This window comes from Pseudooceanicola aquaeponti, from assembly GCF_050897975.1.
GTDB lineage: Bacteria > Pseudomonadota > Alphaproteobacteria > Rhodobacterales > Rhodobacteraceae > Pseudooceanicola.
Genome location: NZ_JBPAXY010000001.1, coordinates 142,307 through 157,663, shown reverse-complemented (window position 1 = coordinate 157,663; position 15,357 = coordinate 142,307). Strand labels below are relative to the sequence as shown.

Here is a 15,357-nt window from a genome sequence, read left to right as displayed (position 1 = left end):
GGGCTTTGTGCCGGGCTCTGTGTCGGGGCCTTGGTCGGGCGGGCCGTGTCGTCGTCGCTCATCTGCGCCACCAGGGCAGGGCCTTGAAGCCCGCCTTGATCTCCTCGGGGTCATATTCGTCGCGGATCCAGTCCTCGAAGCTGATCGGGGCCTTGGCGTTGCGCGCCGCATAGGCATCGAGCAGGTAGTCGAGCACGCCGGTCTTGCTTTGCCGGATGTGGATGTATTTCAGCCCCAGCATCCGCCGCGCCTCTTCCACCGGGCGGCCCTCGATCACCATCAGGTAGATCGCCGAGGCCAAGCCTGCCCGGTCGGCGCCGGACTTGCAATGCATCACGAAGGGGCGGGGGATGGTGCGCAGAACCTCGATCACCGACAGGATCTCGTCCCGGCTGGGGGCCTTGCGGGCGTGCAGGCGGCGGGCGACCAGGGTCAGGCCCAGCTCGCGGCAGCTTTCCACCTCGGTCAGGTAATGCGCCGTGGGCTTGCTGCCGCGCAGGGTCAGCACATGGGTGATGCCCATGGCCTTCATCTTGGCAAAGCGTTTGTGGGTCGGGTGGTTCGACCGCCAGACACCGGGGGCGATCTGGAAGAAGTTGGTCCAGACACCGCGCAGGATCGCATGATCGAACCAGAGGTTGTAGATCTCGGCCCGCCGCCGCAGTTCCGGCGTGGAAAGATCGGTATTGTAATGGTTGCGCAACTCGCGCTCCCAGTTGCGGATCTTCTCGGCCAGTTTCATCCCCGAACCCTTGTTCTGTCAGTTCCGGCGTCTGAACCGGCGCGCCCCCGCGAAACCCGCCCCCATGTAGGCGAGCACGGCCCGTCGCGCAAGCGAGACGGGGCGGCAGGGCCTGACGGGGGCAAAGGGGGCTCTGCCCCCCGCCGCGCCTGCGGCGCGTCTCCCCCCGGGATATTTCTGGCAAAAGAGAAGAGGGGGCGGGGCGCGCGGCTCCGGCGTGGGGGGCGCCGGGAGGTGGGGGTGGCAGAGGGCCCGGCGGCGGGCGGCGCTGCTGTGCCTGGTTGCACAGCAACCTGGGCGCAGCCCCCTGCGGTGCGGCAGGGGGATGGATTGACCTTGCCGAGGCGGGCGCTAAAGCTTGGCGGACCGTGGGGTCGAGACCGCTTCGCCCTCGCCCGGCGGCACCTGTTCCGTCACGTCGAAAGGACTAGAGATGAGCCTTGCCCATGGCCGCCCCTATCTTGCCATTCCCGGCCCCTCGGTCATGCCCGATGCCGTGTTGCAGGCCATGCATCAGCCCGCGCCCAATATCTACGAGGGCGATATCGTCACCCTGGTGGAGGGCATCGTGCCCGACCTGAAGCGGGTGGCGAAGACCGACGGCGAGGCGGCGATCTATATCTGCAACGGCCATGGCGCCTGGGAAGCGGCGCTGTCGAACCTGTTCCAGCCCGGCGACCGGGTGCTGATCCCCGCCACCGGGCGGTTTGCCCATGGCTGGGCCGATATGGCCGTGGGTCTGGGCATCGTGCCGCAGATCGTCGATTTCGGCACCCAGGCGACCATCGACGCCGACCGCATCGAAGAGGTGCTGCGCGCCGATACCGAACGGCAGATCAAGGCCGTGATGTTCAGCCATGTGGACACCGCCACCTCGATCCGCAACGACCCGCGCCCGCTGCGCGCCGCGCTGGACGCCGCAGGTCACCCGGCGCTGCTGATGGCCGATTGCATCGCCTCGATGGCCTGCGACGAGTTCCACATGGACGCCTGGGGCGTCGACGTGGCGATCACCGGCAGCCAGAAGGGGCTGATGGTGCCGCCGGGCCTGTCCTTCGTCTTTTTCAACGACCGCGCCAAGGAATTGCGCGCCGCCAACCCGCGGGTGTCGCGCTATTGGGACTGGGTGCCGCGCACCGAGCCCGAGGCGGTCTATCAGTATTTCGGCGGCACCTCGCCCACCCATCACCTGTTCGGCCTGCGCGCCGCGCTGGACATGCTGCACGAGGAGGGGATGGAGCATGTCTGGGCCCGTCACGCCACCCTGGCGCGGGTGATCTGGGCGGCCTGCGAACGCTGGTCCGAGGGCGGCGCCATGGTGATGAACGTGGCCGACCCGGGCCTGCGCAGCCATGCGGTGACCGCCCTGGGTCTGGGGCTGGGCAATGGCGAGAAGCTGCGCACCTGGACGGCCGAGAACGCCGGGCTGACCCTGGGGATCGGCCTGGGCATGTCGACCGAAGATGATCCGAACGGCACCGGTTTCTTCCGCATCGGCCACATGGGCCACCTGAACGCCCATATGGTGCTGGGCGCCGTGGGTGTGATCGAGGCGGGGCTACAGGCCTTGCAGATCCCCCACGGGGCCGGCGCGCTGGAGAAGGCGGCCGAGGTCGTGGCCCAGCCGGGCGCCGTGGCCTTCTGAGGGCGGGCGCTGTGCGAAACAAGGGGCGCCGCCGCGAGGCTGGCGCCCTTTTGCATGGCCGGGGGCGTCAGGGGCGCCGGGCGCGGTGGCGGCGCAGGGCCTCGATCGCCAGATGCACCCCATAGCCCGCGATCAGCACGGCGCCAAAGCCCCAGGCGGCCCAGAGGGCCAGGAAGATCCACAGCAGGTTGATCCCGGCCATGACCAGGACGGCGCGGGTATAGTCGGGCGCGGCGGGGCGTTCGGAGATGGATCGGGCGGATCCGGGGTGAGGGCGGGACATGGGGTGCTCCGTGCTGGTCCTCCTCCCTGAGGGAAGGGATAGGCGCGGCGGCGGCAATGTCCAGACGCGGCGGGCGAAATCCTGACCGCTGGTTAACTGATGTTACGGATCCGGGTCATTGTGCCCCGGGAAGTGCGCTCAGGTCGGGGTGGCGAGGCGGGCCAGGGCGCGGGGCAGTGCGTCCTCCAGTGCGGCCAGCTCTTCAGCCGGGCCGCAGGAGATGCGGATGCAGCGATCCTGCGGTGCCACGAAGGGCATCCGAACAAAGATCCCTTCCTCGCCAAGCGCCGCCACCAGGGCGCGGGCCCTGTCCCCGTCGCCGCCGCAATCGAGAGTGACGAAATTCGTCGCCGAGGGCAGGGCGCGCAGACCGTGAGCGGCGCCGATGCGGGCGATCTCGTCCCGGGCCTGGGCCACCTGGGCGCAGACATGGGCCAGCCAGTCCTGATCCAGAAGGGCCGCCAGGGCGCCCGCCTGGGCGGCGCGGTTCATGCCGAAATGGTTGCGCACCTTGTCGAAGGCGGCGATCAGTTCCGGCGCGGCCAGGGCATAGCCGACACGGGCGCCCGCCAGGCCATAGCCCTTGGAGAAGGTGCGCATCCGGATCAGCCGCGGGTCATCCACCGGCAGCGGCAGGGCCGCGTCTGCCGGGGCGAACTCGCCATAGGCCTCATCCAGGATCAGCAGGCAGCCTTCGGGCAGCGCCTCCAGCTGGGCGGCCAGGGTCGCGCCGGTCTGATAGCCGCCCATGGGATTGTCGGGATTGGCGAAATAGACCAGCTTGGCGTCCACCTCGGCGGCGCGGGCCAGCAGGGCGGGCAGATCCTCGGCATCGTCGCGATAGGGGACGGTTTCGATCCGGCCGCCGAAGCCCGCGACGTGGTAATTGAAGGTCGGATAGGCGCCCAGGGAGGTGACGATGGCCTCGCCCGGGGCGACGGTCAGGCGCACCAGTTCGCCCAGCAACCCGTCAATGCCGCCGCCGACCACGATGTTCTCCATCCCGCAGCCCCAATGGGCCGCCAGGGCCTGGCGCAGGTCGTGGCTGGCCGAGTCGCCGTATTTCCAGATCTCGGCGGCGGCCTCGCGCATCGCCTCGATGGCGCGGGGCGAGGGGCCGAAGCCGTTTTCATTCGCGCCCAGGCGCGCGGCATAGGGGGCGCCCCGGCGGCGTTCCATCTCTTCCGGGCCGATGAAGGGCACGGTGGACGGCAGCGAGGCGGCTAGGGCGGTGAAACGGGCGTTGGTGGTCATGCGGGCGGCCATACTCCGCTGTTGCAGCGCGGCGCAAGAAAATTCGGCGCCCGGGGCCTTGGGGCCAGGGGGGCGGGGCGGGTGACGGGCTTTGTCATGGCCGCGCGCTTGTCGCGGAGGACTGGGCGCAGGGCCCTATGTGCCGGACCAAGGACCCCGAGACCTGATGAGGACGACCGACCGATGCTCTCCACCCTGCGCGCCGCCTGCCTGACCCTGCCGTTTTTGCTGGGGGCCGCCCCGGCCCTGTCCCAGGAAAAGGACTGGGTCCAGGCCAAGGGAACCGTGATCCTCGCCGACGTGATCTGCGCCGAAATCAGCCCGCGCCGGGGCTGGCAGCGACTTTGGATCTCTGGGTTGTACCAGCCCTGGCTGTCGGTCAGGGATAACCAGGAGGGGTGGAGCGTGGATGACGCCCGCTATGCCCGGGTCGGCGCGGCGGGCCATCGCGGCGCGGATGCCCGCGCGCTGGAGCCCTATGCCCAATACAAGTACCACTCGAACGTGGCCTTCGGCGCGCTGTTGCTGCGGGTGCCGTCGAAGCCGGGGGTGGTCCTGTCGTTCAACAAGGATGGGGTGGACTACCAGCTGGGCGCGCAGGAGTGGGTCGACTTCCGCATCAACGATACCGGCCAGGGCGACAATGGCGGCGTGCTGAGCCTGTGTGTCGAAGAGGACTGAGGCAGGACGGGGCAGGCTGGGTCGGGCAGAGCAGCGCGCCTGCGTGACGTTGCGTAGATGGCCGCCCCTGCCGCCGCGCCGCCCCTCGACAGGGGCGCCCCGGCGCCGGATGATCCCGCCCGAAAGACACGAGAGGTTTAGGGAGGGACCCGGTATGAGCGCAACCCAGATGACATTCGGTGACGGCAGCCCGCGCGTGGGGGTCGAGATCCGCGCCCATGTGGCCCATGTGACGCTGCTGCGGTCGGACAAGATGAACGCGGTCGATACCGCCATGGCCGAGGCGCTGGTCGAGGCCGGCGAGGCCCTGGCGGCGCGCGCCGACATCCGCGCGGTGGTCATGTCGGGCGAGGGCCGGGCGTTCTGCGCGGGGCTCGACGTGGCCAGCTTTGCCGAATTCGCGGGCACCGACCCCGAGGCGCGGGTGATGCCGCGCACCCATGGCGACTGTAACCTCTACCAGCAGCTGTGCATGGTCTGGCGGGCCCTGCCGGTGCCGGTGATCGCGGCGCTGCACGGGGTGGCCTTTGGCGCCGGGTTCCAGCTGGCCATGGCCGCCGATATCCGCATCGCCCATCCCGAGACCAAGCTGGCGATCATGGAGGCGAAATGGGGCCTGGTGCCCGACATGGGTGGCATGGTCCTGCTGCCGCAGCTGATCCGGTCGGACGTGCTGCGCCTGATGACCTATACCGCCGAGCCGGTGGAGGCGCGCGCGCAGGGCACGGACTGGGGTCTGGTGACCGAGCTGGCCGAGGATCCCCTGGCCCGGGCCGAGGCCCTGGCAGGCGCCATCGCGGGCCGCAGCCCTTCTGCCACCCGCGCCGCCAAGCGCCTGATCGGCCTGGCCGAAAGCGGCGCGGCGGCAGAGACGGTGCTGTATGAGGAAAGCCGCGAACAGGCGGCGCTGATCGGCGGGCGCGACCAGATGGAGGTCATCGCCGCCAACATGCAGGGCCGCGTGCCGCAGTTTGACTGAGTCATAAGGTCGGGGCGTGCTTTGCGCGGCCGGAGGGGGGCGGGGGCTCTGCCCCTCCCCGTCGCCGGATGGCGACAAATGGAAGGAAGAGGGGGGCTCTGCCCCCCTTTCGCCTTCGGCTCAATTCCCCCCGGGATATTTTGGGCAATGAGAAGAGAGGGGCGGGGTGCCTCTGGACAGGCGGCTGCGCGTCGGGGCTGGCTTGTGGTGGGCGCTTTGTCCTGGCCCGGGGGCGCAAGCGAGCGGGGATGGAAACGACAAGAGGCGCCGGGCGGGGGCCGGGCGCGTAGCGACATGGGGGTGGTCAGCGAGAGGGCTTAGCCCGCGGCGCGTTCCTCAGGGCGGAACCCGATGCTGTCGGAGACCGTGAAACGCCCGGCCTCGGCCTTGCGGATCTTGCCGTCGCGCAGCAGCTGGCCGAAGGCGCGCAACCCGTCCTCGCGCGAGAAGCCCTCGGGCGCCAGGGTCTTGACCCGGGTCATCAGCTGCGGCCGCGAGAAGAGCGGCTGGCCCTCCAGGAAGGAGATATAGGAGGCCGCGGCCTCCAGCAGCTCGCCCAGAGAGCCCGCGCCGACGGCGGCGGCGTAGTCCTCGAAGCTTTGATCGGGCGCCTGGGCTGGCTGCGGCGCGGGGGCGCTGCGGTGGCCTGTCTCGCCGTCATGGCGGGCCAGGTCGGCCACCGAGATGCGACGCGGGCGCACCGGGCCGCGTGGCTGGCCCGAGAGGTCGACGCGCTGTTCGGCGACCAGTTTCAGCGGCGCCGGGCGGTTCTCCTGACGGCGCGGAGCGGCTTCGGAATGGTGCTGCACCACCGGGCGACGCGGACGCACGACCTGGGCCAGATCCTCGCGGTAGGCATCGGTGGTGTCCTCGCGCGCGGCGAAATCCGACCCGGCGGCCTTCTCGGCCTTCTTGGCGGCGACGGCGGCGCGCAGATGGGCCAGGGCCGAGCGGCGGCGGGTGCTGTCCTCGCGTTCGAAATGATGATCGGTCTCGCGCAGGATGCGGTCCATCTGCGAGGCATGATCGGTGGCCTGAAGCGTTTCACGCGCAGGGGCGCGTGGCGCGGGGGCGGGGTCAGCCTGGGCGGCAGGGGCGGTCAGGTCCAGCGGTTCGGCCGCGTCCTCGTCCTCGGCGTCCAGCGGCGCCAACCCGGTATCGGCATTGCTGCGCGCGATCTCGTCTTCCAGCGCGGCCAGTTCCCGTTGCAGCTCGGCCTCATCCTCGGGCGAGAGCGAGCTTTCCTCGGGGGCGCGCTGCACCTTGACCACGCGGGCCATGACCCGGGGGGCGGCGGCCGCTTCGGCGGGCTCGTCGAACAGCGAGGGGGCCTCGGGGTCCAGCGCCAGATCCTCGGCGCCGTCCCCGGCCCCGATGGTCGAGGAGAAGGCGGCCTCGTCATCGGCGATGGAGGGCAGGTCGTCGCCCTCGTCGAAGGTCAGGCCGTCGGCAGGGGCGGCAACGGGTCCGGCCAGGACGTCCTGGATGCGGCGGCGCTTGCCGGCCACGGCGGCGGCGTCGGGGGCGGCGGGGGCCATGCCCGAGGACCGGTCGGCGCCGTCGCAGGCGGCGGCCAGCGCGGCCTCGGCCTCGTCCAGCGGGTCGGGGTCGTCCAGCGGGTCGGGGTCGGCGTGCGTCAGGGGGGCGCCGGTTTCTTCCGGCGCCATGTCCTCGGCGGCGCTGTCGTCCGGCGCGGTGGCCTCGGGGGCATCGTCCTGGGCCGGGGCCAGGTCCACCAGGCGCAACGGCGGGCGCGCGACGGCCTGCGCCGCCACCGGGGGCAGATCGACGTCGGCCTCGGGGTTGGCTTCGGCTTCGTCATCGGCCAATGCGACGGTCGGCGCCAGCTCCGAGCTATCCGCCGTATCGGTGAAGGCCAGCGCCTCCGACAGGTCATCCTCTGCCTCGGCCTGCGGCGCGGCTTCGGGGGCATTCACCGGGCTGTCGAGCAGCAGGGCATCCAGCGCGGCCTCGGCTGTGTCTTCCGCCTCGACCCCGGCCAGCAGGCTGTCGAGCGTGTCGGCTTCTGCGTCTTCCTGGACTGCCTCGGGGGCGCTGTTGTCTTCGGCCTGGGGCGCCGGGGCGTCGAAGGCCATCTCCTGGGGATCGGCGGCGACAGGGGTGTCGTCCAGCCGGTCGGCGCTGCTGTCGGCCAGGGTTTCGGCCAGCAGGGTTTCGAAGGCGTCGTCGGCGGTGGCCGGGGCGATGTCCTCTGCGACCTCGGGGGCCACGTGGTCGGAGGTGTCGAGCGAGAGATCGCCCAGCGTGATCACGTCCGGGGCGATTGCATCTTCAGGGACGGCCTCGACTTCAGCCTCGGGGGCGGCGGCAGCCCACGAGGCCTCGCCGCCGTCATCGGGGAGATCCTCTGTGGTCTCTTCCTCGGTGGCGCACTCCTTGGCCTCGGAACGGGCAGGCGCCGGGGCCGCGGCCAGCAGGGCGGCGCCCCCTGCGGCGGCCAGGGCGGCGGCGATGCGCGGCGCGCGGCGCGGCTGCGGGGCCTCTTCTTCGTCTTCGTCCTGAGCGGCGACCTCGGCAATTGGCGCCGGCGCCGGCGTGGGCGTCGGAGCGGCAGCGGGTGCCGGCGCCGCCTCGGCCACGGGCCGCGGCGCGGGCTCGGCCTCTGCCTGCCGCGCTTCGGGGCTCAGCACGATATTGCCATCCTCGCTGCGCGCGGTGACGCGGCGCGAGATGCTGCGTTCGGCCAGGCGGGCCAGCATGTCGGCATCGGGGGTCGGGGGCTCGGCGCCGAAATAGCGGTCGTCGGCGGCCAGGTCGCGGAAGTATTCGGCAATTGCCTTCATCGTGTCGAAGGCGTCGTCGAATCCCTCAAGGGTACAGGAGAACGTCCCGTAGGAAACCGTGAGGATCTTGTTCGACTCTACCACTTTACTTCTCGCTCGTTCTGGCGCTACCGACCCTTGGCCCGGATTTGACGGATCGGGCCGGTGCTGCTTTGCCCTTCGGGATGAGACACAACCCGACCGAATCTAAGGTGCAGAAGGTCTCATTTTGTGACGATATTGTGGTTTCTGTCGAATCCAGGGGGAAAACATGGTGCTAGAACCGGTGGTGACAAGCGCGCAGGCGGTGGCCCTGGTGGGCGGCGGTGCGGTCGGCGACGCGGTGCTGGACCGGATCTTGGCCCTCACGGGGCCCCGGGTGGCGGCCGATGGCGGGGCGGCGGCGCTGCTGTCGCGGGGTCATATGCCGGACGCGGTGGTGGGCGACATGGACAGCCTGGCGGCGCCGGTGCGGGCCCAGGTGCCCGCCGGGCGGGTGCATCACATCGCCGAACAGACCAGCACGGATTTCGAGAAATGCCTGACCCGGATCGCGGCGCCCCTGGTGCTGGGTACCGGCTTTCTGGGGCCGCGCGCCGATCACATGCTGGCGGCGCTGTCGGGGATGGCGGCCCATCCCGACCGGCCCTGCCTGCTGGCCTCCGACAGTGACGTGGCCTTCCTCGCCCCGCCCGTGTTGCATCTGGATCGGCCCGGGGGCGAACGGCTGTCGCTCTTTCCCCTGGCGGCGGTCGGCGGGACCTCGGAGGGGCTGGAATGGCCGATCGATGGGCTGGCCTTTGCCCCCGATGGGCGGATCGGCACGTCGAACCGGGTGACCGGGCCGGTCACCCTGCGGTTCGCGGCGCCGGGGATGGTGGTCATATTGCCGGTGGCGGCGCTGGAGGATGCGGCAGCGGCGCTGCGGGCCGCGCCCGGGCGATGGCCCGCTCGCGCAGGATGATATAGAGGCCCGCCGCGATGGTAACTGCGATCCCCGCCAGGGCCAGCCCGTCGGGGAAGTCGTCGAAGATCAGCCAGCCGATCAGGGTCGCCATCGGGATCTCGAGGTATTGCATCGGTGCCAGGGTGGCCGAGGGCGCATAGCGCAGCGAGGCGGCCATCAGCAGGTGACCGAAAGAGCCGATCAGCCCGATGGCCAGAATCAGAAACCAGCTGCCGGGATCGGGGGCGACCAGGGTGAAGGGCGCCAGGCCCGCCCAGTGGCCCAGCCCGACCACCGGCGCCAGGATCGCCACGGCCATCAGCCCGCTCAGCCCCTGCATCCCGATGGGGGCGATGTCCTTTGCCACCTGGCGCGTCGACAGCATGAAGAGCGAGAACAGAACCGCCACGCCAAGCGGCAGCAGCGCGGGCCAGCCGACCTCGACGAAAGAGGGTTGCATGACCATCAGCGTCCCCACAAAGCCGACGGCACAGGCGGCCAGACGGCGCGGCCCCACCTCTTCGCCCAGCACGAACCAGCCCAGAAGCAGCATCAGGAAGGGCATGACAAAGGCGATAGCCACCGCATCGGCCAGCGGCAGGTAAAGCAGGGCGGTGAACATGCAGAAGATCCCGCCCATGTGGAACAGGGTGCGGTAGAAGGTAAAGCGCAGGACCCGGGGGGCGAGGCCCCGCAACTCGCCGCGCCACAGGGCGACGGGGCCGAGGAAGATCATCTGGGCCAGGAAGCGCAAGAGCAGCAGCTGCATCACCGGCAGCACGCCGCCCAGCAGTTTGGCGATGGAATCGCCCAGGGGCGCCAGCACGCAAAACCCCAGCATGAGGGAGATGCCCAGAAGCGGGCGGTCGAGATCCTTGGTCATGGCGCGACGCTAGGGGGCGGGCGGGGCTTGTCCATTGCCCCTGGCATCCTGGCCTGGGCCCGGGGGGTATCGGCCTGGCGGCCGATGCCTCCGGCGGGGAGTATTTTCGGCCCTGTGAAAGAGCAGGGGCCTGCCCCCGGTTTGGCCCCCTTTCGAAGACGGGCGCGTGGCACGCTCTTCACGGCCAAAGTATGCCGCCTTACTGGGCCCTGTCTCGCTCTTTCACTGGGCCAAAAGTACTCCGGGGGGAGACCTCGCGCAGCGAGGGCGGGGGGCAGCGCCCCCTCTCTCTACCGCAAGTCTTTGGGTCAGCAGTTGGGCACGTTCACCGCCAGGCCACCCAGCGAGGTTTCCTTGTAGTGCTCATGCATGTCGCGGCCCGTTTGGCGCATGGTCTCGATACAGGCGTCGAGCGGCACGAAATGGCGCCCGTCGCCGCGCAGGGCCAGCGAGGCCGCCGAGACCGCCTTGATCGCGCCCAGCCCGTTGCGTTCGATGCAGGGCACCTGCACCAGGCCCGCGACGGGATCGCAGGTCATGCCGAGGTGATGCTCCAGCGCGATTTCGGCGGCGTTCTCGATCTGCTCTGGCGTACCGCCCATGACGGCGCAGAGGCCCGCGGCGGCCATGGCGGCGGCAGAACCCACCTCGGCCTGGCAGCCCGCCTCGGCGCCCGAGATCGAGGCGTTGTATTTCACCAGCCCGCCGATGGCGGCGGCGGTCAGCATGAACTCGGTGATTTTCGAGGGCGTGGCCGTGGGCACATGGGTCAGCCAGTATTTCATCACCGCGGGCATAACCCCCGCCGCGCCATTGGTCGGCGCCGTCACCACCTGGCCCCCGGCGGCGTTTTCCTCGTTCACCGCCATGGCGTAGCAGCTGATCCAGTCGTTCACCACATGGGGCGGGGCGAGGTTGCGGCCCGCCTCTTCCTTCAGCGCCTCATGGATGGCGCGCGCGCGGCGGCGCACCGCCAGGCCGCCGGGCAGCAGGCCTTCGCCCTCCAGGCCCCGGTCGATGCAATCGGACATCACCTTCCAGATCTGGCCGACCCCGGTGCTGACATCGGGGCGGCCGCGGGCGGCCTCGTTGGCGGCCTTCATCTGGGCGATGGTCAGCCCCGAGGCGCGGGCCATCTCCAGCATTTCGGCGGCGGAATGGAAGGGGTAGGGGATGGGGGCGCCCGGCGCCTTGTCCTCGCCTGCGGCCAGTTCGCCCTCGGTCAGGACGAAGCCGCCGCCGACGGAATAATAGACCTCCGACAGGATCACGTCGCCCTGGGCGTCCAGGGCCATCAGCTTCATCCCGTTGGGGTGGCCCGGCAGGGCCTCCTCATAGTCGAAGAGCATGTCGCGGGCCGGGTCGAAGGCCATCGGCGGCAGGCCCTCGGGCGTCACCTGGCCGGTCTCTTCGATCGCGGCCAGGGCCGCCTCGGCCTTGGCGTTATCGTAGGTCACCGGCTCGAACCCCGCCAGGCCCAGGATCGTCGCCCGGTCCGTCGCATGGCCCTTGCCGGTGAAGGCCAGCGAGCCATGCAGCGAGGCGCGCAGCCCCTTGGCCTCGAAGGGCGCGGCGCGCAGCCGGTCGAGGAAACGCGCGGCGGCCACCATCGGCCCCATGGTATGGGACGAGGACGGGCCGATGCCGATCTTGAAGATTTCGAAGACGGAAAGGAACATGAGGCACCCCTATTTATCCCCTGAGCCTAGCGCAGGCAGGGCGGACGACAATGCCGAAAGCGACAGGGGCGGCCCCGGCTGCGGCGTGGCGCCGCCCGGACCCGCGGCCTGGGTCTTTTGTCTGCCGCCCGGCGCCGTTAGGATGACGCCAAAGCAAGGGCAGGCGCATGGACCTTTTCGAAGACGACACCCCGGGCGAAGGCCCGGGCAATGCACCGGAATTCACCGTCTCGGAGATCTCGGGCGCGGTGAAGCGCGTGATCGAGGGCGAGTTTGCCCATGTGCGCATCCGGGGCGAGATCGGGCGCGTCAGTATGCCTCGTTCGGGTCATGTCTACATGGACCTGAAGGATGACCGGTCGGTCATCTCGGGCGTGATCTGGAAAGGGGTCGCCAGTCGGTTGGAGACCCGCCCCGAAGAGGGGCTGGAGGTCGTGGCGACGGGGCGGCTGACCACCTTCCCCGGTCAGTCGAAATACCAGCTGGTGATCGAGGATCTGGCGCCCGCCGGCATGGGCGCGCTGATGGCCATGCTGGAAAAGCGCAAGCAGATGCTGGCCGCCGAGGGTCTGTTCGCGGCGGAGCGCAAGAAACCTTTGCCCTTCCTGCCGGAGGTGATCGGCGTGGTCACCTCGCCCTCTGGCGCCGTCATTCGCGACATCCTGCACCGGCTGCGCGACCGCTTTCCCCGCAAGGTGCTGATCTGGCCCGTCGCCGTGCAGGGCAAGGCCTGTGCGCCCGAGGTGACCCGCGCCATCGAGGGGTTCAACCGGCTGACCCCCGGCGGTGCCCTGCCGCGCCCGGACCTGTTGATCGTGGCGCGCGGCGGGGGCAGCCTGGAAGATCTTTGGGGGTTCAACGAGGAAAGCGTGGCGCGGGCGGCGGCGGCCAGCCAGATCCCGCTGATCTCGGCGGTGGGGCACGAGACCGACACGACGTTGATTGACTTCGTCTCGGACCGGCGCGCCCCCACGCCCACGGCGGCGGCGGAACTGGCGGTGCCGGTCAGGGGCGAACTGCTGGCCTGGGTGGCCGATCAGGGCGCCCGGCTGACCCGTGCCCAGACCCAGGCGGTCGAGACGCGGGGCCGCTGGCTGCGCGATCTGTCGCGCGCCCTGCCACGGGTCGAGACGCTGGTCGAAGGCCCGGCGCAGCGGCTAGACCATCTGGGCGACCGGCTGCCGCGCGCCCTGACCGGGCTGGCGCAGCGCCGCCGGGTGGAACTGTCGGAAAAGGGCGGGCTGCGGCCCGCGCTTCTGCGTGGTCGGATCGGCGAGGAGCGGCGGCGGCTGGATCAGCTTTCGGCCCGTCTGGCCCCGGCGCTGTCGCGCGCTGTGGCGGTGAAATCGGAACGTCTGGCGGCCCGGGGGCGGATCGACCCTGCGCGCCTGGCGCGTCAGTCGGCCCAGGGCCGGGCGGATCTGACCGCCCTGATGGCCCGCTTTGACCGCGGCGCCCGCAGCCAGATCGAGGCGCAGCGCCAGCGACTGACCGCGCTGGATCGCCTGCGCGAAACCCTGGGCTACAAGGCGACCCTGCGGCGCGGCTATACGGTGGTGCGCGACGACGCGGGCCAGGTGCTGCGCGACAGCGTGGCGGCGGGGGCCGCAGCGGGGCTGGAGATCGAGTTTGCCGATGGGCGCCTGACGGTTGGTGCCGGGCAGGGCGGCGGCGGGGGCGGTACGCCCGCGCCCGAGGCCGCCGCCAAACCCGCGCCAAAGCCTGCCGCGAAATCCGCCGCGCGCAAGGCGCCCAAGGCGGAGGGGGGCGCCTCGGGTGGGGGAACGCCGCCGGAACAGGGCTCGCTTTTCTAGGGAACGCCTGGGTTTCCAGGGGCCGCCCGCGCCCTGCAGGCCGGGCGTCAGACCCCCACTTCGGGGCCGGGGCAGGCCAGGGGTTCGGGACTGCTTTGCATCTCGTAGAGCTCGGTCTGTTCGCCAGGCCCCCTGAAGGTGGCGATCAGCCCGCCGCCCGTGCCTTGCTCGAAGCTCCAGCATTGCGGGTCGGGGGTGCGCTCGTAGACAAAGCAGATCAACCCGCTGTCCTCGTACCAGCGCCCCGCGTCGCAATCGCCATCCAGGAAGGACCACAGCACGCGGCGGTTCGAGAGGTATTCCTCGGCCCCATAGGGCGCGCCGTCCGCGCCATAGGTGAAGGTGCGGCCCCGGGTGTAGGCGTCGAATTCCGCCGCCGACATCGCGGGCCCCGGGGGCGTGGCCTTTGGCGCCTCCTGCGCCAGGGCGGGGGCGGCCAGCAGGGCTATCAGGGCAAGACTGAGGGCGGGGCGTGTCATGGGGCCAGTCTGACAGCTTGCCGCGCCGGGGCAACTGTCAAATCCCGTCCTCCTTGTGGCGGCGGCCTTCTGCCAGCGCGCCGTCGCGGATCGCCTGGGCGCGTGGGTCCATGACCCGACGCCACCAGCGCGGCCAAAGGGCGACGGTGGCCATGACCGGCAGCGAGCGGGGCAGGATCGGCATGGTCTGCCGGTCCAGTTGCAGTCCGGGGTAGATGCGCCCCGGATGCAGGTGGTGATCGGAATGGCGCGGCGCGTTCAGCATCATGGCGCCGGTGGCCATATGCGGCGCGTTCCAGGAATGCTGCGGGCCCACGGGCTCCAGCCGACCGTCGGCGCGCTCGGCCCGTTCCAGCCCGTAGTGCTGCACATAGTCCGACAGCAGGATCTGCACCTGGGCGAAGGCGCAGATCCCGAGGTAAAGCGCCGCGCCCGAGGCGCCGCCGAACCCCGCCGCCAGGGCCAGGCACAGCGCTGCGATGGCGCCATAGCCGAGGTAGGGATGGCGCCACCAGGGGCGGCCCGCCCGGCGCAGGTCATAGGTTTCGATGCGGAACCCCTCGCGGAAGCTGCCCCGCCAGGCGCGCCGCAGGTAGCGCCAGAATCCCTCGCCCAGCATCGCCGTGTTGGGATCGCGGGCACTGGCCACCCAGACGTGATGCACCTTGGGGTGGGCGCTGGCGTGGTGGCCAAACAGCATCGTGGCATAGACCAGCCGCCCCAGGCGGCGCAGGCCCCGCCCCGGACGGTGGATCAGCTCATGGGCATTGGGGTGGCTGACCTGGCCGAAGTAGACCCCGTAGGCCAGGGCGGCGGGGGCGACCTGGGCCCAGCCCGCGGCCCCCCCCGGCCCGCCGAGAAAGCGCATGGCGGCCACGGCGAGCCACAGATGGGCCACGCCCAGGGCCACCGACAGGCCGACCCCGGCAGTGAAGGGCCGGTCCAGCGGGGCGTTCTGCCAGTTGCGCGGCAGGATCGCGTCCAGAAGGGCGGTGAACCCGGTCAGCCAGATCAGCGCGACCCAGCCCCAGACCCCGCCCCAGAGGGCGGCCAGAAACAGCAGCGGCAGCGGCGCGAGGGTGGCGATCAGAAAGGCGGCCATGGGCGGATCCGGACAGAGGGGCAGGGGGCGGGCAGCGGCGGCGGCCCGGTCATCGGGCCGGGCCATCGGGGCACAGCATAGCGCGCA

13 protein-coding genes are annotated in these 15,357 nt (G+C 70.8%); 5 read left to right on the top strand and 8 right to left on the bottom strand.

Features of this window, described 5'->3' with window-relative positions:
* Positions 1-58: 58 nt before the first annotated feature.
* The gene (locus ACRARE_RS00790; RefSeq protein ID WP_432654503.1) at positions 59-742 is read right to left on the bottom strand and encodes a phosphatase domain-containing protein; all 684 of its coding nucleotides are present in this window, start codon (positions 740-742) and stop codon (positions 59-61) included.
* Positions 743-1,175: 433 nt separating this feature from the next.
* Between ACRARE_RS00790 and ACRARE_RS00785 the strand changes: the two genes are divergently transcribed.
* A complete protein-coding gene (locus tag ACRARE_RS00785) occupies positions 1,176-2,387 on the top strand; it encodes a pyridoxal-phosphate-dependent aminotransferase family protein (RefSeq protein ID WP_432654502.1) in 1,212 nt (403 codons plus the stop codon).
* A 67-nt stretch (positions 2,388-2,454) separates the two neighbouring features.
* Here ACRARE_RS00785 and ACRARE_RS00780 read toward each other — a convergent pair whose 3' ends face one another.
* Both ACRARE_RS00780 and ACRARE_RS00775 read right to left on the bottom strand, forming a co-directional pair.
* Positions 2,455-2,670 carry a hypothetical protein gene (locus ACRARE_RS00780; RefSeq protein ID WP_432654501.1) on the bottom strand — a complete coding sequence of 72 codons (216 nt, stop codon included), beginning with the start codon at positions 2,668-2,670 and terminating at the stop codon, positions 2,455-2,457.
* A 138-nt stretch (positions 2,671-2,808) separates the two neighbouring features.
* Complete coding sequence (locus ACRARE_RS00775) at positions 2,809-3,924, bottom strand: pyridoxal phosphate-dependent aminotransferase (RefSeq protein WP_432654500.1); 1,116 nt, start codon at positions 3,922-3,924, stop codon at positions 2,809-2,811.
* Between the two features lie 183 nt (positions 3,925-4,107).
* On the opposite strand from ACRARE_RS00775, the gene ACRARE_RS00770 reads away from it, so the two are divergent.
* Both ACRARE_RS00770 and ACRARE_RS00765 read left to right on the top strand, forming a co-directional pair.
* Positions 4,108-4,605, top strand: a complete 498-nt coding sequence (locus ACRARE_RS00770) for a hypothetical protein (RefSeq protein ID WP_432654499.1) — start codon at positions 4,108-4,110, stop codon at positions 4,603-4,605.
* A gap of 154 nt (positions 4,606-4,759) precedes the next feature.
* Entirely contained in the window at positions 4,760-5,584 is an 825-nt protein-coding gene (locus ACRARE_RS00765) for a crotonase/enoyl-CoA hydratase family protein (protein WP_432654498.1), read from the top strand.
* A gap of 317 nt (positions 5,585-5,901) precedes the next feature.
* Here ACRARE_RS00765 and ACRARE_RS00760 read toward each other — a convergent pair whose 3' ends face one another.
* Positions 5,902-8,472: a hypothetical protein gene (locus tag ACRARE_RS00760; RefSeq protein ID WP_432654497.1), complete on the bottom strand. Its 2,571-nt coding sequence runs from the start codon at positions 8,470-8,472 to the stop codon at positions 5,902-5,904.
* 166 nt (positions 8,473-8,638) lie between these two features.
* Here ACRARE_RS00760 and ACRARE_RS00755 point away from each other — a divergent pair, with 166 nt between their 5' ends.
* Entirely contained in the window at positions 8,639-9,331 is a 693-nt protein-coding gene (locus ACRARE_RS00755) for a thiamine diphosphokinase (RefSeq protein WP_432654496.1), read from the top strand.
* On the opposite strand, the gene ACRARE_RS00750 is transcribed toward ACRARE_RS00755, so the two are convergent.
* Both ACRARE_RS00750 and ACRARE_RS00745 read right to left on the bottom strand, forming a co-directional pair.
* Positions 9,249-10,196: a DMT family transporter gene (locus tag ACRARE_RS00750; RefSeq protein ID WP_432654495.1), complete on the bottom strand. Its 948-nt coding sequence runs from the start codon at positions 10,194-10,196 to the stop codon at positions 9,249-9,251. The two genes, ACRARE_RS00755 and ACRARE_RS00750, sit on opposite strands and share 83 nt — an antisense overlap.
* Before the next feature lie 308 nt (positions 10,197-10,504).
* A complete protein-coding gene (locus ACRARE_RS00745; RefSeq protein WP_432654494.1) occupies positions 10,505-11,875 on the bottom strand; it encodes an L-serine ammonia-lyase in 1,371 nt (456 codons plus the stop codon).
* A gap of 167 nt (positions 11,876-12,042) precedes the next feature.
* Between ACRARE_RS00745 and xseA the strand changes: the two genes are divergently transcribed.
* Positions 12,043-13,689 carry an exodeoxyribonuclease VII large subunit gene (gene xseA, locus ACRARE_RS00740; protein WP_432654493.1) on the top strand — a complete coding sequence of 549 codons (1,647 nt, stop codon included), beginning with the start codon at positions 12,043-12,045 and terminating at the stop codon, positions 13,687-13,689.
* Positions 13,690-13,736: 47 nt separating this feature from the next.
* On the opposite strand, the gene ACRARE_RS00735 is transcribed toward xseA, so the two are convergent.
* Positions 13,737-14,168 (bottom strand): hypothetical protein, encoded by a 432-nt coding sequence (locus tag ACRARE_RS00735; protein WP_432654492.1) that lies wholly within the window; start codon positions 14,166-14,168, stop codon positions 13,737-13,739.
* Positions 14,169-14,205: 37 nt separating this feature from the next.
* Positions 14,206-15,270: an alkane 1-monooxygenase gene (locus tag ACRARE_RS00730; RefSeq protein ID WP_432654491.1), complete on the bottom strand. Its 1,065-nt coding sequence runs from the start codon at positions 15,268-15,270 to the stop codon at positions 14,206-14,208.
* Positions 15,271-15,357 lie beyond the last annotated feature (87 nt).